Source organism: Paenimyroides aestuarii, assembly GCF_024628805.1.
Taxonomy (GTDB): Bacteria; Bacteroidota; Bacteroidia; order Flavobacteriales; family Flavobacteriaceae; genus Flavobacterium; species Flavobacterium aestuarii_A.
Map to the genome: position 1 here is coordinate 1,319,813 of NZ_CP102382.1, position 18,625 is coordinate 1,338,437.

General features: G+C 36.4%; 15 protein-coding genes and 1 pseudogene. 10 read left to right on the forward strand and 6 right to left on the reverse strand.

Going from position 1 to position 18,625, the window contains the following annotated elements; translation table 11 throughout:
- On the forward strand, positions 1–2,961 hold the full coding sequence (gene infB, locus NPX36_RS06225) for a translation initiation factor IF-2 (RefSeq protein WP_257500552.1): 2,961 nt from the start codon (positions 1–3) through the stop codon (positions 2,959–2,961).
- A gap of 124 nt (positions 2,962–3,085) precedes the next feature.
- Positions 3,086–3,775, forward strand: coding sequence for a zinc metallopeptidase (locus NPX36_RS06230; protein ID WP_257500553.1), 690 nt, complete (start codon positions 3,086–3,088; stop codon positions 3,773–3,775).
- A 31-nt stretch (positions 3,776–3,806) separates the two neighbouring features.
- On the opposite strand, the gene NPX36_RS06235 is transcribed toward NPX36_RS06230, so the two are convergent.
- Entirely contained in the window at positions 3,807–4,247 is a 441-nt protein-coding gene (locus NPX36_RS06235; protein WP_397376467.1) for a TM2 domain-containing protein, read from the reverse strand.
- Positions 4,230–5,165: pseudogene (locus NPX36_RS06240) on the reverse strand (2-hydroxyacid dehydrogenase); the annotation flags it as partial. The gene NPX36_RS06235 and the pseudogene NPX36_RS06240, both read right to left, overlap by 18 nt.
- Before the next feature lie 128 nt (positions 5,166–5,293).
- Between NPX36_RS06240 and NPX36_RS06245 the strand changes: the two are divergent.
- The 5 genes from NPX36_RS06245 to NPX36_RS06265 all read left to right on the forward strand — a co-directional run bounded on the left by NPX36_RS06245 (position 5,294) and on the right by NPX36_RS06265 (position 7,858).
- Positions 5,294–5,797: a GbsR/MarR family transcriptional regulator gene (locus NPX36_RS06245; protein ID WP_257500554.1), complete on the forward strand. Its 504-nt coding sequence runs from the start codon at positions 5,294–5,296 to the stop codon at positions 5,795–5,797.
- Between the two features lie 63 nt (positions 5,798–5,860).
- A complete protein-coding gene (locus tag NPX36_RS06250; RefSeq protein WP_257500555.1) occupies positions 5,861–6,214 on the forward strand; it encodes a hypothetical protein in 354 nt (117 codons plus the stop codon).
- Positions 6,215–6,225: 11 nt separating this feature from the next.
- Positions 6,226–7,134, forward strand: coding sequence for a TIGR01777 family oxidoreductase (locus NPX36_RS06255; RefSeq protein ID WP_257500556.1), 909 nt, complete (start codon positions 6,226–6,228; stop codon positions 7,132–7,134).
- Entirely contained in the window at positions 7,131–7,475 is a 345-nt protein-coding gene (locus NPX36_RS06260; RefSeq protein ID WP_257500557.1) for a hypothetical protein, read from the forward strand. The genes NPX36_RS06255 and NPX36_RS06260 overlap by 4 nt, the downstream gene beginning before the upstream one ends.
- Positions 7,476–7,486: 11 nt before the next feature.
- A complete protein-coding gene (locus NPX36_RS06265; protein WP_257500558.1) occupies positions 7,487–7,858 on the forward strand; it encodes a hypothetical protein in 372 nt (123 codons plus the stop codon).
- Positions 7,859–7,941: 83 nt separating this feature from the next.
- On the opposite strand, the gene mgtE is transcribed toward NPX36_RS06265, so the two are convergent.
- Genes mgtE through NPX36_RS06280 form a run of 3 tightly spaced genes read right to left on the reverse strand, consistent with a single transcriptional unit; the run spans position 7,942 to position 10,376 of the window.
- Positions 7,942–9,294 carry a magnesium transporter gene (gene mgtE / locus NPX36_RS06270; protein ID WP_257500559.1) on the reverse strand — a complete coding sequence of 451 codons (1,353 nt, stop codon included), beginning with the start codon at positions 9,292–9,294 and terminating at the stop codon, positions 7,942–7,944.
- Entirely contained in the window at positions 9,284–10,069 is a 786-nt protein-coding gene (gene rsmA, locus NPX36_RS06275; protein WP_257500560.1) for a 16S rRNA (adenine(1518)-N(6)/adenine(1519)-N(6))-dimethyltransferase RsmA, read from the reverse strand. Before rsmA ends, mgtE begins: the two co-directional genes overlap by 11 nt.
- Entirely contained in the window at positions 10,062–10,376 is a 315-nt protein-coding gene (locus NPX36_RS06280; RefSeq protein WP_257500561.1) for a DUF4286 family protein, read from the reverse strand. The genes rsmA and NPX36_RS06280 overlap by 8 nt, the downstream gene beginning before the upstream one ends.
- A gap of 472 nt (positions 10,377–10,848) precedes the next feature.
- Between NPX36_RS06280 and NPX36_RS06285 the strand changes: the two genes are divergently transcribed.
- Positions 10,849–11,484, forward strand: a complete 636-nt coding sequence (locus NPX36_RS06285; protein WP_257500562.1) for an NYN domain-containing protein — start codon at positions 10,849–10,851, stop codon at positions 11,482–11,484.
- A 94-nt stretch (positions 11,485–11,578) separates the two neighbouring features.
- On the opposite strand, the gene serS is transcribed toward NPX36_RS06285, so the two are convergent.
- Positions 11,579–12,850: a serine--tRNA ligase gene (serS, locus tag NPX36_RS06290; protein ID WP_257500563.1), complete on the reverse strand. Its 1,272-nt coding sequence runs from the start codon at positions 12,848–12,850 to the stop codon at positions 11,579–11,581.
- A gap of 118 nt (positions 12,851–12,968) precedes the next feature.
- Here serS and NPX36_RS06295 point away from each other — a divergent pair, with 118 nt between their 5' ends.
- Positions 12,969–16,637, forward strand: coding sequence for a DEAD/DEAH box helicase (locus NPX36_RS06295; protein ID WP_257500564.1), 3,669 nt, complete (start codon positions 12,969–12,971; stop codon positions 16,635–16,637).
- A 13-nt stretch (positions 16,638–16,650) separates the two neighbouring features.
- Positions 16,651–18,570 carry a M1 family aminopeptidase gene (locus NPX36_RS06300; RefSeq protein ID WP_257500565.1) on the forward strand — a complete coding sequence of 640 codons (1,920 nt, stop codon included), beginning with the start codon at positions 16,651–16,653 and terminating at the stop codon, positions 18,568–18,570.
- Positions 18,571–18,625: the final 55 nt, after the last annotated feature.

An 18,625-nucleotide genomic window follows, 5' to 3' on the forward strand; every position in this document is an offset into this window, starting at 1 on the left:
ATGTCTGAAAAAAGAGTAATAAGAATAAACAAAGTTTTAAGAGAATTAAATATTTCTCTCGATAGAGCCGTGGAGTTTTTGAAAACGAAAGGTTTTGAAATTGAAGCCTCTCCAAATGCAAAGATTTCCGATGACGAATATCAAGCTTTAAACAAGCAGTTCTCGGCCGATAAAGGGAAAAAAGAAGCTTCGAAAGAAGTAAGCGAAGAAAAGAAAAAAGAAAAAGAAGAACTACGTATAGAGCGCGAGCAGGAAGAAAAACGCAAAAAAGAAGAAGAAGACAAGCGTAAAAAAGAAGAAGAGGAAAAACGTAGAAAAGAAGAAGAAGAAAAACGCGAACAAGAAGTTATTAAAGCAAAAGCTGCTAAAGTAACTGCTATTAAAACCGTAGGAAAAATTGATTTAGAAGGAACATCTAAAAAAGCAACTACGGCCGATTCAAAAACACCTTCTGAAGACAAGAAAGATCCTGTTAGTGCACCAAAAACAAAAGCTGAAGACGTTGTGAAACCTTCTGAAAAAGAAGAAAAACAACCAAAAGCAAGCGAAAAACCAGTAAAGCAACAGCCAAAAGCAAAAACCGAAGAAGCAAAACCAGCAACAGAACAAACTGCTGAAAAAGCTTCAGAAAAACCAGCAGCGGCTGCTACCAATAAAGCTGAAAATACTTCGACCGATGAAACACAAGAGTCTGAAGTAATTAAAACACAATACCAAAAACTTTCTGGAACCACCTTCACAGGGCAAAAGATTGATTTATCGCAATTCAATAAGCCTAAAAAGAAAAAAGAAGACGCGAAGAAAGATGGTAAAGCGGGCGGTGCAAATAGCAATGCCAGCAAAAACAAACGCAAGCGAATCGAAAAACCAGGAACAGCTGCTGGTGCTTCCGCACAAGGTGGTGGAAACAAACCAGGGCAACCAGGCGGACAGAATCGTCAAGGACAAGGCGGAAACCGAGGCGGCCAAGGCGGAAATTCTAAATTTAACAACAACCGCAACTCCGGTGGTGGAAACAGAAACTTTGGCAACAAAAATCAACCGGTTGCAAAAGTAGAGCCTACAGATGAGGAAGTAAAAAACCAAATCAAAGAAACCTTAGAGCGTTTACAAGGAAAACAAAACAAATCCAAAGCTGCGAAATATCGTAAAGACAAGCGTGAATTGCACCGTAAAAAAGAGGAAGAAGCACGCGCAGACGACGATTTAAAAGTATTAAAAGTTACCGAATTCGTAACAGTTGGCGAGGTAGCAACAATGATGAATGTGCCAATTACCCAAGTAATCGGAACATGTATGTCGTTGGGTATCATGGTAACAATGAACCAACGTTTAGATGCGGAAACCTTAACAATTGTTGCCGATGAATTTGGATATGAAGTGCAATTTACAACAGCCGATATTGAAGAATCGATTGTGGAAGAAGTAGATGCACCGGAAGATTTACAACCACGCGCACCAATTGTAACGGTGATGGGGCACGTAGATCACGGTAAAACATCCTTATTAGATTACATTCGTAAAGCAAACGTAATTGCAGGTGAGTCGGGTGGTATCACGCAGCACATTGGTGCATACGGAGTAACCCTAGAAAGTGGTCAGAAAATCACCTTCTTAGATACACCAGGTCACGAGGCGTTTACTGCGATGCGTGCACGTGGAGCTCAAGTTACCGATATTGCAATTATTGTAGTAGCTGCCGATGACGATATCATGCCACAAACAAAAGAGGCCATATCGCATGCACAAGCCGCAGGTGTTCCTATTATTTTTGCAATTAATAAGGTGGATAAACCAACAGCAAATCCAGAAAAAATTAAAGAAAAATTAGCAGCAATGAATCTTCTTGTTGAAGAATGGGGAGGAACCTATCAATCACAAGATATTTCTGCAAAATTTGGACAAGGTGTACCGGAATTGTTAGAAAAAGTATTGTTAGAGGCAGAGATGCTTGAATTAAAAGCAAATCCTAACAAAATGGCAGTTGGTACCGTTGTAGAAGCATTCTTGGATAAAGGACGCGGTTATGTTTCGACCATTTTGGTACAAAGCGGAACATTGAAGATTGGCGATTACTTGTTAGCAGGTAAAAACCACGGTAAAATTAAAGCCATGCACGATGAGCGTGGAAACTCTGTAAAAGAGGCAGGTCCATCTCGTCCAATATCCATTTTAGGATTAGATGGCGCGCCAACAGCAGGTGATAAGTTCAGTGTGTTTGAAGATGAGCGTGAAGCAAAAGCCATTGCAGCAAAACGTACCCAATTAATCCGCGAGCAATCAGTTCGTGCACAACGCCACATTACATTGGCAGAAATTGGTCGCCGTATTGCTTTAGGAGAATTTAAAGAGTTGAACATCATCTTAAAAGGAGATGTGGATGGATCTGTGGAAGCATTGTCTGACTCATTCTCTAAATTATCAACCGATGAAATTCAAATCAACATTATTCACAAAGGCGTAGGAGCAATTACCGAGTCGGATGTATTGTTGGCTTCGGCTTCTGATGCGATTATTATCGGATTCAACGTTCGCCCAATGGGTAATGCCAAAACAATTGCAGACAAAGAAGAAATCGATATCAAAACATACTCGATCATTTACGATGCCATCGATGATATTAAAGATGCAATGGAAGGTATGTTGTCGCCAGAATTGAAAGAAGAAATTACCGGTACAGCAGAAATCCGTCAAACATTCAAAATATCAAAAGTGGGAACAATTGCAGGATGTATGGTTACCGATGGAAAAATCTACCGCAATTCTAAAATCCGCTTAATTCGTGAAGGCGTTGTAATTTATACAGGTGTTCTTGATGCATTGAAGCGATTTAAAGACGATGTGAAAGAAGTTTCGAAAGGATATGATTGTGGTATCCAGATTAAAAACTACAACGATATCAAAGAATACGATATTATTGAAGGATTCCAAGAAGTGGAAGTTAAGAAAACGTTGAAATAATTCGTAAAAGTTAAATATTTGATAAAGGAGCCTTAGGCTCCTTTTGTCATTTTGACAGCTACTGTATTTGGCTCAGAATTTGCTAGTATATTTTCTATAAACGATGTATTAAAAACAAAAAGATATGGGATTATTATTAATGGGTATCATCATGCTTGCCAGTTGGTATGTAGGGTGGAAGCTAAAAAATAAATTTGAAAAGTATTCGCGCATTCATTTGCGTAATGGAATGAGTGGGGCAGAGATTGCCACAAAAATGTTGCACGATCACGGTATTTACGATGTAAAAGTAATTTCTACACCAGGTAGGTTAACCGATCACTACAATCCAATGGACAAAACCGTTAATTTGAGTGAAGCAGTATATAATCAGCGCAATGCAGCCGCAGCCGCAGTTGCAGCACACGAGGTGGGGCATGCAGTGCAACATGCAACCGCTTACAGTTGGTTAACCATGCGGTCTAAATTAGTACCTGTGGTAAACGTGGCTTCTTATGCGGTGCAATGGGTTTTATTAGGTGGAATTTTCCTATTGCAGTTATACAACAGTCCAACGGTATTGATAATCGGTATTGTTTTGTTTTCATTAACCACACTTTTCTCTATTATCACCTTGCCGGTAGAATACGATGCAAGTAACCGAGCGCTGAAGTGGTTAGAAACTAAAAACATGGTAAGTAGAGAAGAATATAGCGGCGCAAAAGATTCCTTAAAATGGGCTGCCCGAACATACCTCGTAGCCGCATTGGCATCAATAGGAACATTGCTTTACTACATAATGATTTTAACAGGTGCACGCAGCAGCGATGATTAAAAAAAGGTGTTTCAAAACACCTTTTTTTCGTTTAAAACCATGGTTTTTTATTCAGAATATAGGTTTCATAGAAATCGTTATCGGTATGAGTAAGGTAAATAATGCCTTCAACAAGACCAATTATAAAGGCTATCAGCAGCATATAGTAGCCAATAAACATACAAGTAGTTATATAACCTGTTAAGCCCAAAACAAGCAAAAGAATGCCTTCTGTGGTATATCCTAACACAAATTTATGAATGCCAATATGTCCTAAAATTATGGCTAAAACACCTGCGAGAATTTTTTTGTTGTAAGCTTCTTGATGGTATTGGTTGGGTGAATGGTACTTAGATGCATATTGCCGTTGGTGGTAATTGGTCGATGTGTTAGAAGTACTTGGTCCGGTATGCCATTTTTCTTCGTTTTCCTTTAACTCCTTTTGATTGATTGTGTTTTCAAGATTTTTAGAAGTTGGGAACGAATCAATAATTTTATCAACAATCACTTGAGCCAGCTTTTCTTTGCTTTCAATAGTCCAGCCGGCAATATGTGGTGATAGCAACACATTCTCAGCACTTATAAGATATTTAAAAGCATCGGGCAATTCGTTGTCAGAAAACATATGTTCAAACGATGATTTTTCATATTCCAATACATCTAAACCAGCACCCTTAATTTTGCCCGATTTTAAAGCATCGACTAAATCATCAGTACAAACCGATTTTCCCCGAGCCGTGTTGATCAACCAAAACGATTTTGCAAAACCAGCTATAAATTCTTTGTTAACGAGGTGATGTGTGCCGGGCGTTTCGGGCGTGTGTAAACTTAAAATATCGCTATGCGTTTGTAAATAATCTAGCGAAACTTGCTTTGCATGGGCATCGCCAACATTTGGTTTAATATCGTAGCAAATCACCTTGCAGTTAAAACCCTTTAAACGTTGGGCAAAGGCTTTTCCCATATTTCCATAACCAATAATTCCTACGGTTTTGCCTTCTATTTCGATACCTCGGTTTTCCTCGCGTTTCCAAATGCCGCTGCGCACTTCTTTATCTACATACGACAACTTGTTCATAAGGTTTAAAAGCATTCCCAAAGCGTGCTCAGCAACAGCAGTTTTGTTGCCTTCGGGTGCTGCAATTAGTTTTATGCCTTTTTTTTCGGCATATTCACAATCGATATTTTCCAAACCGGCACCAACCCTTCCAATGAATTTTAAATGGGTAGCTGCATCTAAAAACGTCTGATCAATTTTAAACCGACTGCGCAAAACAATCCCATCGTATTGATGAATTATTTGTTCAATAGCATCTTTTGGGGCGTAGTAGTTTTCATCGTTCTGAAAACCAGCAATTGTTAATTGTTCAATCAACAACGGATGGTTTTTATCAAGGTGTAGTATTTTCATTAAGTATTTAATCCTTTATTTATCAAACTAAATTAGACAAAAAATTTCATTCAATTGATTTAAAATATTTTTTAAGCAAACTTTCATTATTTTTTGAAAGTTTAAAAACTTTGTTGTACATTTGAACCATGGAATTCAAAGAAGCAAAAAATAAATTCGTGCAATCGTGGGGCGCTTTGGGGTCGCAATGGGGTATTAATAAAACCATGGCACAGATTCATGCGCTGTTAATGATTTCTGTGGCACCCATTTCTATGGAAGACATCATGGAAGAATTACAGATTTCGCGCGGTAATGCATCAATGAATTTAAGAGCTTTAATGGATTGGGGCATTGTTTACAAAGAATACAAACCGGGCGAACGCAAAGAGTTTTTTATTGCCGAGAAAGATTTAGACGAATTGGCAGTGAAAATTGCAAAGGAGCGCAGTAAAAGGGAAGTGAAACCCGCCTTAAAAGTTTTAAAAGATGTTTCTACTATCAAAACGAATACATCAGAAGAAGAACAACACTTTGTGGAACAAACCAGTAAATTGTACGATTTTGTGTTGAAAGCTGATAACGTATTAGATAAAATGACCGAATACAAAGACAATTGGTTGGCAAAGTTGGTGGTTAAAATTATGAAGTAAAACAAAGCATTTTTTTTAAATAGAACTTTCAAATATTTCTGAAACTTTAAAATAATATAAATTATGAAAGCAATAAAAATTATTAATACCATAGCAATAGGAACGCCGTTGGTGCTTCTTTTAATGGAAATGATTATTAGGGATGGGGGATTCGCCATGTATGCATTACTTTCTACGATGTTTACTGGTTTTGTACAAGTTGTTTTAGGTATTTTTCTACTGATAAAATTCCCAAAGTATATGCATTATCAAATTTATTTAACGGCAGTAGTTGGGTATTTTGCCCTATGGTTTATAGGCAGTGAATTAAATTTTCAAGATAGCTTTTCATATTTTTTGTTCAGTGTTCCACCTTGTTTGGCAGTGTATTTATCTATACTAATTTATAGTCGTTCAAATAATGAACTATCACAATAAAAACTTTTGATATGAAAAAAATGGTCATTGCAGCTGGAACCGGTTTTTTAGGAACCGTATTAATAGATTTTTTCAAAGAATCGTATGCAGAAATTATAGTGCTAACGCGTGGAAAATCTGAGCAAAAAAATAATATAGAATATGTTCATTGGAATGCGAAGTCGCTTACAGGTTGGGAAATGGTATTGGAAAACGCCGATGTGCTGATAAATTTAGCAGGAAAATCAGTTGATTGCAGATACACTCTAGAAAATAAAGCGGCGATACTTTCTTCACGTGTTGATAGTACCAAGGCGTTGAACGAAGCAGTTTTAAAGTGTGAAAACCCTCCAAAGCATTTTATAAATTCATCAACAGCGACTATTTACCGACATTCCGAAGACAAACAGATGGATGAATATTCCGGAGAAATTGGCGATGATTTCTCAATGAACGTTGCCAAGGCTTGGGAAAAAATTTTTTACGATGTTGAAACCAATAAAACGTTGAAAACCGCTGTTAGAACATCAATTGTTTTGGGCAAAAAAGGCGGTGCATTTATCCCTTTAAAAAGATTAACGCAGTTGGGATTTGGAGGAAAGCTTGGAAACGGCAATCAATTTGTTAGTTGGATTCACGAATTGGATTTTGCCAGAGCAATCGCTTTTATCATCGATAAAGAGTTGACAGGAAACATCAATTTGGTTGCTCCCAAACCCGAACGAAATATCGATTTTATGAAGAAACTTCGGCAAGCAGTTGGTATTCCATTTGGAATTCCAATCTCGAAAACTATGTTGAAAATTGGGGCAAAGATCATTCAAACCGAACCGGAATTGGTTTTGAAAAGTAGAAACGTAATTCCTAAACGCTTAACCGAAAATGGCTTTACGTTTGAATATCATAATTTGGAAAAAGCCTTTAAAAATCTTTTGTTATGAACTACAACATTCTTGCCTATTGCATTTATTTCGCAATTACTTTTTTTATCATTATTAAAGTAGGGCATATTTGCTATAAAAACGGAAATATTTTTGTGGCACAATTAATTCCAAACCACGAAGACTTGTGTAAAAAAATCAATCATTTACTGTTGATTGGTTATTATTTGCTAAACATTGGTTATTGCACCATGACGATTATTTCTTGGGAAAAAATAGAGCGTTTTTCGCAATTAGTAGAAATCATTAGCCTAAAAACAGCACTTATTGTATTGATTATTGCCGGTATGCATTATTTGAACATTATTTTACTCACAAATTATATTAAAAAATTAATTTAAAACTTGAAATTATGGAAACTACTAAAATTTTAATTGGTTACGCAGTGTATCTGCCAATAGCATTATTTTTAACCTATTATGTATCGAAAACATTATTTAAAAATAGCAAAATTTATATGTTGGATATTTTTAAAGGCAGAGAAGAAATAGCTTTTGCCACCAACAAATTGTTTGAAACCGGGTTTTATCTGCTGAATATTGGTTTTGCATTAATGATTTTACAAATGAACCTTTACAACGACACCTATCAGTTGTTGGTTGAAAAACTGAGTTATAAAATTGGTGCTTTTTCTATTTACTTAGGTGTGATGCTTTTTATAAACCTCTATTTCTTTTTCAGAGGAAAACGCAAAGCCAGCCAATCACCAATGGTTCATCAGTAAACCAAAACAATCCCAATGAAATAAACCATTGGGATTGTTATTTCTTATCTATTTTAATCCGTGCATCTGTGGTAAAAGATTTACTAAAATCCTAAAATCATTTTTGCAATGGTAAAGTAGATCAAAATACCAAAAATATCGTTGCTGGTGGTGATAAATGGTCCGGTTGCAATAGCGGGGTCAATGCCGTATTTATCCAATGTTATCGGAATAAACGTACCAATTAAACTGGCAAGAATCATTACAGTTACCAATGCCAATACAATGGTTGAAGATATTTCATAAGTGGTTCCCATGATAAAATGCGTTGCCAACAATAGTAAAACAGCCAAAATGGTACTGTTTAGCATGGCCAAAAGCATTTCCTTGCCCAAGCGTTTCCACAGCGAACCCGACAAGCTGTTGTTTGCCAAACCCTGAACCACAATTGCCGATGATTGCACACCCACGTTTCCTGCCATTGCGGCAACCAAAGGGGTAAAGAAAAACAAAGTTTGGTATTTATCCATGGCATCGCTAAAGCTTTGAGCAACGTTTACGGCAATAAAACTTCCAATTAAAGCCAATAGCAACCAAGGCAAACGTGCTTTTGTTAATTCCCAAATGCTGTCATCAGCCTCAACATCTTGCGAGATACCCGCCGCCATTTGGTAGTCACGGTCAGCTTCTTCTTTAATCACATCCACAATATCGTCAATGGTAATACGCCCAACTAAACGTCCGGTTTCATCAACAACCGGGATTGCTTCTAAATCGTACTTCTGCATGATGCGGGCAACTTCGGTGTCTTCGGTATCCACCTTTACAAAATCAACCTTTGGGATGTAAATATCTTTGATTTGTGTGGTGGTAGATGAGGTAATTAAATCTTTCAAAGACAAACGACCTTTTAATCGGTCTTCATCATCAACCACATAAATAGAGTGTACACGCGAAACGTTTTCTGCCTGTTTGCGAATTTCCTGAATACAGGTCAACACATTCCAATTTTCATTTGCTTGGATGTATTCTTTCGCCATTAATCCACCCGCGGTATCATCGTCGTAGCGCAAAAGCTCTACAATGTCTTTGGCATGTTCAAAATCTTCCAACTCAGAAATTACCTCGTCTTTCATCTCTTCCGAAAGTTCGGAAATGATATCCACCGCGTCATCGGTATCCATTTCGTCGAGCTCTTCAGCAATTTCTTTAGCAGAAAGGTTGTTTAAGATTTTTTCACGAACTTCCTCATCAAGCTCTAATAGAATTTCAGAACTCACTTCCGATTCAATAATACGGAAAAGATAGCCAGCGTCTTCGCCGTCTAATTCGTTGATGAGCTCTGCAACATCAGCAAAGTGAATATCCTCGATACGGCGAAGTACTTCGCGTTCGTTTTTTTCGGCGATTAAGCTTTCAATTTCTTGGATAAATTCTTTACTGATTTTAAATTCCATACGCTTCTATTTTTTGAGTGAGTGCAATAAATGCTTCTACACTTAATTGTTCTGGACGAAGGTTAAATACTTCATCGTTTTTTATTTCTTCTGATATAAAACTTTTTAAACTGTTTCGCAAGGTTTTTCTGCGTTGGTTAAACGCCGATTTTACCACTGTGAAAAACAGTTTTTCGCTGCACGGCAGGCTGTAATTTTCTTTGCGAATCATACGCATTACGCCCGATTTTACTTTTGGCGGCGGTGTGAATACGTGTTCCGATACAGTAAAGAGATATTCGGTGTCGTAAAACGCTTGTGCCAAAACCGATAATATTCCGTAGGTTTTACTGCCTTTTTTCTCACAAATACGCTCGGCAACTTCCTTTTGAAACATTCCGGCAAATTCCGGTATTTGATCGCGCATTTCTAAAACCCTAAAAACAATTTGAGTGGAAATATTGTAAGGGAAATTTCCGATGATGGCAAACGGATCTTCGTTAAAAACTTTCTTTAAATTGTATTTTAAAAAGTCTTCGCCAATGATATGTCCGTGCAATTTTGGATAATGTTTTTCCAGATAAACCACCGATTCGGTATCAATTTCAACCACAAATGTTTCCACAGGTTTTTCTAACAAATACTTTGTTAATACGCCCATTCCAGGACCAATTTCGAGTATTTTTGTGTATCCGTTTAGCGTTAAAGCATCGGCAATATTTTTAGCTACACTTTCGTCGTTTAAAAAATGTTGTCCTAAATGTTTCTTTGCCCGAACGTTATCCGCACTACTCATGTTCGCTGATTATTTCAAGATCGGTACGAAAAGCAAGCATTTTATCGGCAAAAAGTTGCAATCCTTCATTGCGTAAATGCGGCGCATGGTTTTCCTTGTAATCGGCTAATGCTTCTTTGGTTTCAGCGAGATATTGCACAGAATAGGTAACACCGCCCATGTCTTCATCAACCAAAACCTTCACCAAACGTGCCGATTTAAAACAACCGGTGTTCAGCATATCTTGTATGTGTTTGGTTTGCATCCAGTTCAGCCATTGGTCGTGAACCGATTCGTCTATATTTATGGTAACGTTGTAAATAATCATGGTTTGTTGTATAACTTATTGGCAAAGGTACAAAAAACTATATTTACTCTGAGTGGCGTTTTTTTTGAAGTGGTTATTGGTTGTTTGGAAAGAGAAAGTTTTATTTACATATCCATAAAGGTTGTGGAATATTTTTTGAAATAAATTATAGAGCTATATCACATATACATTATGTGTGAGCATTTACTTCAAAACCAAACCAAAATAGATTACAAAAATATTATAGTATCGGTGTCAGTGGCTGAAGAATCATTTAAATTAGGAACTATACAATAATATTTTCAATATCAGCAAGTTTTGTTTAACTATGATTGTTTTTCAGTGGTTACAAAAAATAAAAAACATTTCTTTAATTTATTTTTTTTTACTATATTTGCATCATCATTCATATGTAATGATAACGCATCCCGAAATGTTTCATCATTTCGGCCCAAAGCCTCCTTAAAGAGGCTTTTTTTATATTTGTATAATTATGAAAAAAGTAAGTTTTTATATTGATGGATTTAACTTTTACTACGGTATAAAAGAAATGTCAAAACATAAGCCCGACTGGAGAAAATTTTACTGGATTGATTTAGTAAAGCTTTGTGGCGAATTTTTAAAGGAAGACGAAGAAATTTTTGAGGTTCATTATTTTACTGCTAGACCAAAGAATAAAGGTAAAATGACAAGGCAAAATATGTTGATGGGATGTAATAAAGCAATAAATGGTGAAAAATTAAAAATTCATTACGGAAAATATCAAGATAAACCCATTATTTGCAGAGCTGATGACGGCTGTGGAAAAACATTTATGCATTGGGAAGAAAAACAAACGGATGTTAATTTGGCTATAAAGATGATTGAAAATTGTCATTATGATGAGTGTCAAAAAATTATTTTAATCTCAGGTGATTCAGACTTTTTACCACCATTAAAACTAATCAAAAATATATATAAAAAAGAATTGTTAGTTATGTTTCCACCTACCAAGTACACAAATTCTATTGTGCAATTGAATATTAACTATCTTCAAATGGAAAAACACAAACCTAAATGGAACAAGGCGCTTATGGAAAATGTTGTTGAAGTAGATGGGAAAACTTATAGAAAGCCAGTAGAGTGGTAACGTAATTATTAGTGATTCAAACTTAACAAAATCCTTTAAAACAAAAATATCCGTTTAAGAAAGTACTCTTAAACGGATATTATTTTGTGGCTAATTAGTCAATTCTATCAAATCCACAGTATGGTTTTAACACATCGGGTATTGCAATGCCCTCTGGTGTTTGGTAATTCTCTAAAATACCTGCCAAAACACGTGGTAATGCCAGCGATGAACCGTTTAGAGTGTGCGCCAACTGTGTTTTTCCGTCTTTGCCTTTAAAGCGCAATTTTAAACGGTTTGCCTGAAAGGTTTCAAAATTTGATACCGATGAAATTTCCAACCAACGATCTTGTGCGGTTGAAAACACTTCGAAATCATACGTTAAGGCCGATGTAAAGCCCATATCGCCCCCGCACAAACGCAAAATGCGGTAGGGTAATTTTAATTCGTTTAAGATGTTTTTTACGTGTTCCACCATTCCGTCTAAGGCTTCATACGATTTTTCAGGATGTTCAATACGCACAATTTCCACCTTGTCAAACTGGTGTAAACGGTTCAACCCACGTACGTGTGCACCATAGCTTCCAGCTTCTCTGCGGAAACAAGGTGTGTATGCCGTGTTGCAAATAGGCAATTCGCTTTCGTTTAAAATCACATCGCGGTAAAGGTTTGTAACAGGCACTTCGGCAGTTGGTATCAAATACAAATCATCGGCAACAGCATGATACATTTGTCCTTCTTTATCGGGCAATTGCCCCGTTCCAAAACCAGACGCTTCGTTAATTAAATGCGGCACTTGCACTTCGTTATAACCTGCTTCGGTATTTTTATCTAAAAAATAACTGATTAAGGCGCGTTGCAATTTGGCACCTTTTCCTTTGTAAACCGGAAAACCTGCACCCGTAATTTTTGCACCCAATTCAAAATCGATGATGTCGTATTTTTTTGCCAATTCCCAATGCGGTAAAGCTCCTTCTGCCAAAACCGGAATTTCGCCTTGTTCAAAAACGGTTAAGTTGTCTTCAGGTGTTTTGCCTTCAGGTACTATATCGGTTGGCGTGTTGGGTATTTGGTACAATTGATTGGTTAAATCGTTTGTTACCGTTTGCAAACGCTCTTTTAAATCGGCAGTTTTATCTTTTAGCTGTGCGGTTTTTTCCTTTAAGATTTCGGCTTTAGATTTTTCGCCATTGCGCATTAAATCGCCAATTTCTTTGGATAGCTTGTTGGATTCGGCCAAGATGTTGTCTAGTTCAACCTGGGTAGATCTTCTTTCCTCATCAAGGTTGATTGCATTTTGAATCATTTCAGCAGCATCAAGATTTCTTTTTGCAAGGGCTTTCACCACTTTCTCCTGATTTTCTCTAATATAAGCTATCTGTAACATAAGTAAAAAAATTGTTAAAAGGCAAATTTATAAAAAATGTGTGGGTTGTAAACTCTTTTAATATAAAATATCTATGTGTAATACAATTTAATACCTTTGTTTATTTAAGAATTAAAAAATGTATAGGAACAGTTTCGCAAAATTTATCCAAGTTTTCAGTACCGATGCTTCTAGAAATAACGCATTTTACGTACGACCTGATTTTGTAGCACAACAAGATGATTGTTTTATTTATGAATATTTAGGTGGTTCAAATTATCCTTATGTGATAGAAATTGAGTTGAATGAAATGAATGATATTTACCGCGTAGAATGTTCGTGCCCGTATGATTATGAAGGTATTTGCAAGCACATTATTGCGAGTATTGAAGATTTGGCACAGCGACTAGATAGCGGCTCTTTATCTACTAAAACAGTTTTTTTAAACGTTGAAGAAAATGCTAAAGAGTTAGAACATGCAGATGTGACGCTTACCAAAGGTTCCTTTAATTTAGAAGAGCTTAAAAAAAGAGTTACAAAAAACACCATGTCAAATGGATGGGTTCATTATATCGATTTGAATTTTTACCATATAAAAACTCAAATAAATTCTTGGAACACCAGCAAATACGTACAAGAAATCATTTTGATTAAAGATCAAAATAAATTAAAAACCACTTGTAATTGCACCAAACAACAAGTGTTTTGCGAGCATTTGCTTTTAGTTTTTAAAGATCTTGCAAATAAGTACGGAGTTAATTTTTTTAGCGATGATTTTATCAATCAAAAAATAGAAAAAGAATTAACTTTGTACGGACTTACAACTAATGATGATTACCAAGAATTTTTTGATGTAAAACTTTCTTCAAATGGTGTGTTCTTACAGCCAAAACCGTTTGTTGAAATTGATAAATACAGCAATGCCCTTGTTAGATATGCAGAGGATGCAGAAACAGCAGCTCGTTTAAATTTACCAGCGCAAAATATTCAGGAAGAGCCCACGGGCTTAGCTTTGTGTGTAGATTATAATTCGTACTACTCAAAAAAAAATTATGTAAGCTTTTACGGTATTAAAGGGAAATTCAATAAAGAAAAAACTGATTTTACAGCTAAAATTAAAAGGCTTTTTTCTGAGGATTTAGAGCATATCATCGATGAATTTCCAAGAAGTAGCGACTTTCAGTTTGCTATGGATGCCATTAGAACAGAAAGGTTGTTAAACGAACGAAACATTGGTTCAAGAAGACAGGCAATAGAGATTTTCAACTCGTTTTTTCAAGACAGCAACAAACCTTTGTTTTTTTTACGCCACGAATTAGATTCGTATGCCCGAAAAAATTTAACGCCTTTAGAAATTTGTTCAGATCCCATTAAGCTTCATTTTCAGGCCAATTCTGAAGAAAAACAATACAAACTACAGGTGAAAGTTGAACTTTCAGGAACAAAATATAAAATAAACAGCACCAAAATTCTCGTAACACCGTTGTTTGTTATTTTAGAAACTAAAGTGTATCCAATACAAACCCCTAAATTGTCTTTCGATTTAATGCACTTTGCAGAGCATCCTGAAATGAAATTCTACAAAAAAAATGGGGATTATTTTTACAAAGAAATTGTTTTACCTTTAAGCAAAGATTACCATGTATCGTTTAGTGAATTAACAAATTCAAAGATAAAAATAGCCGAAGAAACCCTTGAAAAGCATCTGTATATCAATGATATCGCAGAAGGATATGTGGTTTTTAAACCTTTTGTGAAATATAACGACGATTTAATTCCTTTGTATTCCAACGAAGCAATCATTCGAACCGAAGGAGGTCAATTAAAAAAAATTAGTCGCAACGAAGCTTTTGAAGATAATTTCTTAGAAGAACTTAGAAAACTACATCCCGATTTTGCACAGCAAGATGCTGTTTTTTATCTGCAACCAGAACAATTGTTAGAAAATTATTGGTTGATGACAGTGGTTGAAAAAATGAAAAGTCTTGATATACTTGTTTTTGGTGCCAATAATTTAAAATCATTTAAGTTTAATGTGCATAAACCCACTATTTCTATTCGTTTAGAATCAGATATCGATTGGTTTGATGTGCTAATAGACGTGAAATTTGGCGAACAATCTGTAAACTTAAAAGATTTGCAAAAAGCATTTATAAAACAAAGCAATTACGTGTTGTTAAAAGATGGCACCACAGGCATACTGCCTAAAGAGTGGATGCAGAAATTTGCACTGTATTTTCAAACAGGAGAAGTAAAGAAAAACAGTATTCAGCTATCAAATTATCAATTTGGAATTATCGATGAACTTTATAACGAATTACACAACAAGCCAGCGTTTTTTGAAGAGCTTTATCAAAAAAAGCAACGCCTTTTAAACATAAAAAACATTCCCAATGTTAAGGTTCCAAAAGAAATCAAAGCCACACTGCGCCATTACCAGCACGAAGGCTTAAATTGGTTGGCTTTTTTAGATGAAAACAAATTGGGAGGTTGTCTGGCCGATGATATGGGCTTAGGAAAAACACTGCAAACAATTACCTTTTTACAATATTTAAAAAACAAAGACAAAAAAGCAGCGCCCACGTTGATTATTGCCCCAACCTCGCTTATCTTTAACTGGCAAAGTGAAATTAAAAAGTTTTGCCCGTCATTAAAAGCATTAGCTTTTGTGGGGAGTAATAGAATGGAACACAGAAAAGATATTGAAAAATACGATATAGTTTTATCTACCTACGGTTCTTTGTTAAATGATGTTACATTTTTAAAAGAGATCAACTTTAATTATCTTATTTTAGACGAAAGCCAGGCAATTAAAAATCCGGCGTCTAAACGATACAAAGCTGTTCGTTTATTAAATGCCAAAAACAGATTAGTGCTTACAGGAACCCCAATCGAAAATAATACCTTTGATTTATATGCGCAACTAAATTTCGTAAATCCGGGTTTGTTAGGTACAATGACTCATTTTCGAAAGGATTTTTCAGATTATATTGATAAGCAAAACGATGCGGAAGTTTCTAAAACACTCAGCAGAATTATAAACCCATTTGTGTTAAGAAGAACAAAAGAACAAGTAGCCCCCGAATTGCCTGAAAAAATTGAAAGTGTAATCTACTGCGAAATGGATACCGCACAACGCAAAGTTTACGACGCCTTTAAAAACCGATTCAGAGAATATATTTTAAATCAAATCGAAGAAAACGGCGTGGCTAACTCGCAAATGTATATCCTAGAAGGGTTAACCAAACTGCGCCAAATATGTAATTCAACAGCCTTGATCAATGAAGAAGAAAGCTATGGAAATTATTCGGTTAAATTAGACACGCTCACAGAAACGATAAAAGAAAAAACAGGTAACCACAAAATTTTAGTGTTTTCACAGTTTGTTGGAATGCTTCAATTGATTAAAGAACGTTTAGATTCCGAACAAATTGTTTATGAATACTTAGACGGAAGCACCCAAAACCGTCAAGAAAAAGTAGAAAGTTTTCAGAACAACCAAGAGGTGCGCGTTTTTCTTATTAGTCTAAAGGCAGGTGGAACCGGACTAAATCTTACCGAGGCCGATTATGTTTTTATTGTAGATCCATGGTGGAATCCAGCGGTAGAAAATCAAGCAATAGACAGAAGTTATCGAATAGGACAGCAGAAAAAAGTAATGGCTTATCGTTTGATTTGTAAGGATACAATTGAAGAAAAAATAGTTACTTTACAAAACAAAAAGAAATCAGTGGCAAGTGCTATAATTTCTATCGATGAAAAACAAAAATCGTTTAACGTTGCCGATATTAAACACTTATTTTCTTAAAAATATAAAAACTATGAAAAGTACATTTTTTGCTCTGGCATTTGGTTTGTTTACCATGTCTGCGGTGGCTCAAATAGCAGCAAATACGCAAGACGAATACCGCTTGTATGAAAAACAAGCAGCAGAAAAACGTTTGGCTTTCAAGCAAAATCCCAATACGCTGAATTACGATGTAAAGCATCATACATTAGCATTTACTGTGGATCCCACACAATACTACATCAGTGGAACGGTAACTACCCAGTTTGTGGCAAACCAAAATTTGCAAACCATTGTGTTCGATTTAAGCCATGCACTTACGGTGAGTGCGGTAACGCAAGGTACGCAAACAGCTGCTTTTAGCCAAGCAAACAATGAATTGGTGATTCAATTGCCACAAACCGTTGCGGCTGGCACAACAAGCGAAGTGCAAATTACCTATTCGGGCGTTCCTCCCACGGGCAACGAAGCTTTCACGCAGAGCTATCACAACAACACACCCATTATTTGGACGCTTTCCGAACCTTTTGGCGCCAGAGATTGGTGGCCTTGCAAACAATCGCTAAACGATAAAGTAGATTCGATTGATGTGTATATCACCGCTCCAGAAGCCATGGTGGCAGTGGCAAACGGGGTAGAGCAGTCGCAAGTTAGCAATTCCAACGGCACCAAAACCACGCATTTTAAACACAATTACCCCATTCCGGCCTATTTGGTGGCAATCGCGGTAACCGATTATCAAATTTATAATCAATCTGCAGGCACAGCACCCAATATATTTCCGGTGGTAAACTATTTGTATCCAGAGAATTATTCAACAAGCGTGAGCCAATTGGCAGTTACAATTCCTATTATGAATTTGTTTGAAAGGTTGTTTGGAACATACCCTTTTCATACGGAAAAATATGGTCATGCAGAGTTTAGTTGGGGCGGCGGCATGGAACACACCACGGTTTCTTTTATGGGTGGATTTTCGCGCGGATTAATTGCCCACGAATTGGCACACCATTGGTTTGGAAACAAAGTAACGTGTGGCAGTTGGAATGATATTTGGATCAACGAAGGTTTTGCAGAATACATGGCAGGTTTGGTTGTAGAAGAACTAGACGGTTCCAACGCATTCACCAATTGGAAAAGCAATAAAATAAACAGCATCACATCATCTCCCGAAGGAAATGTATATTTAACCAACAACCAAGCGTTAGATGCCAACCGAATTTTCAGCGGACGATTAACCTACAATAAAGGTTCAATGGCAGTACACATGTTGCGCTATGTGTTGGGCGATGAAGATTTTTTTCAAGGAATGCGCAATTTTTTAAACGATCCTGCAATTGCGTATAATTATGCAGTTACCACCCAAGTGCAACAACATCTAGAGGCGGTTTCAGGCAAAGATCTTACGGAGTTTTTTAACGATTGGATTTATGGTCAGGGCTATCCTTCGTATCAGGTAGATGCCGAAAGATTATCAACTACACAAACCAAAATCACATTAAACCAAACCACATCACACGCAAGCGTTCCTTTTTTTGAAATGCCCGTAACCCTAGAATTCACAGGCAACAATGGCGCAACCGAAACAGTGGTGCTGCAACACACACAAAACAACCAACAGTTTATTGTAGATACCAGCGTAGGCATGATTGAATTGGTTACAATCAATCCGTTCAATGATATTGTTTCAAAAGACAATACCGTGCGGTTAACTACTGCCGAAAATCCGCAACCAACTGAAATAAAAGTGTATCCCAATCCATCAAAAACATCATTTGAAGTAGCCATTCCCGAAGATATAACGGTTTTGGCGATGAATATTTATTCGATAAACGGAAAATTGGTAGCAAAAAACATCAGCAATCCCTATCCTTCCGAGCAATTGGCAAGTGGTACTTATCTGTTAGAAATTCAAACACCCGAAAAAACCTATCATAAAAAAATTATAAAAAATTAAAATGAACCAAATGTGTGCAAAATACTACAGCGAAAAGCTTACATTTGTGCATCAA

Excerpts from the sequence above, each read along its gene's own strand:
- NPX36_RS06280 (WP_257500561.1), bottom strand. The coding sequence starts at position 10,376 with ATGATTATTTACAACGTTACCATAAATATAGACGAATCGGTTCACGAC.
- NPX36_RS06260 (WP_257500557.1), top strand. The coding sequence starts at position 7,131 with ATGAACTACAACATTCTTGCCTATTGCATTTATTTCGCAATTACTTTT.
- rsmA (WP_257500560.1), bottom strand. The coding sequence starts at position 10,069 with ATGAGTAGTGCGGATAACGTTCGGGCAAAGAAACATTTAGGACAACAT.
- NPX36_RS06230 (WP_257500553.1), top strand. The coding sequence starts at position 3,086 with ATGGGATTATTATTAATGGGTATCATCATGCTTGCCAGTTGGTATGTA.
- NPX36_RS06295 (WP_257500564.1), top strand. The coding sequence starts at position 12,969 with ATGTATAGGAACAGTTTCGCAAAATTTATCCAAGTTTTCAGTACCGAT.
- NPX36_RS06265 (WP_257500558.1), top strand. The coding sequence starts at position 7,487 with ATGGAAACTACTAAAATTTTAATTGGTTACGCAGTGTATCTGCCAATA.
- NPX36_RS06285 (WP_257500562.1), top strand. The coding sequence starts at position 10,849 with ATGAAAAAAGTAAGTTTTTATATTGATGGATTTAACTTTTACTACGGT.
- NPX36_RS06300 (WP_257500565.1), top strand. The coding sequence starts at position 16,651 with ATGAAAAGTACATTTTTTGCTCTGGCATTTGGTTTGTTTACCATGTCT.
- NPX36_RS06255 (WP_257500556.1), top strand. The coding sequence starts at position 6,226 with ATGAAAAAAATGGTCATTGCAGCTGGAACCGGTTTTTTAGGAACCGTA.
- mgtE (WP_257500559.1), bottom strand. The coding sequence starts at position 9,294 with ATGGAATTTAAAATCAGTAAAGAATTTATCCAAGAAATTGAAAGCTTA.
- serS (WP_257500563.1), bottom strand. The coding sequence starts at position 12,850 with ATGTTACAGATAGCTTATATTAGAGAAAATCAGGAGAAAGTGGTGAAA.
- NPX36_RS06245 (WP_257500554.1), top strand. The coding sequence starts at position 5,294 with ATGGAATTCAAAGAAGCAAAAAATAAATTCGTGCAATCGTGGGGCGCT.
- NPX36_RS06250 (WP_257500555.1), top strand. The coding sequence starts at position 5,861 with ATGAAAGCAATAAAAATTATTAATACCATAGCAATAGGAACGCCGTTG.
- infB (WP_257500552.1), top strand. The coding sequence starts at position 1 with ATGTCTGAAAAAAGAGTAATAAGAATAAACAAAGTTTTAAGAGAATTA.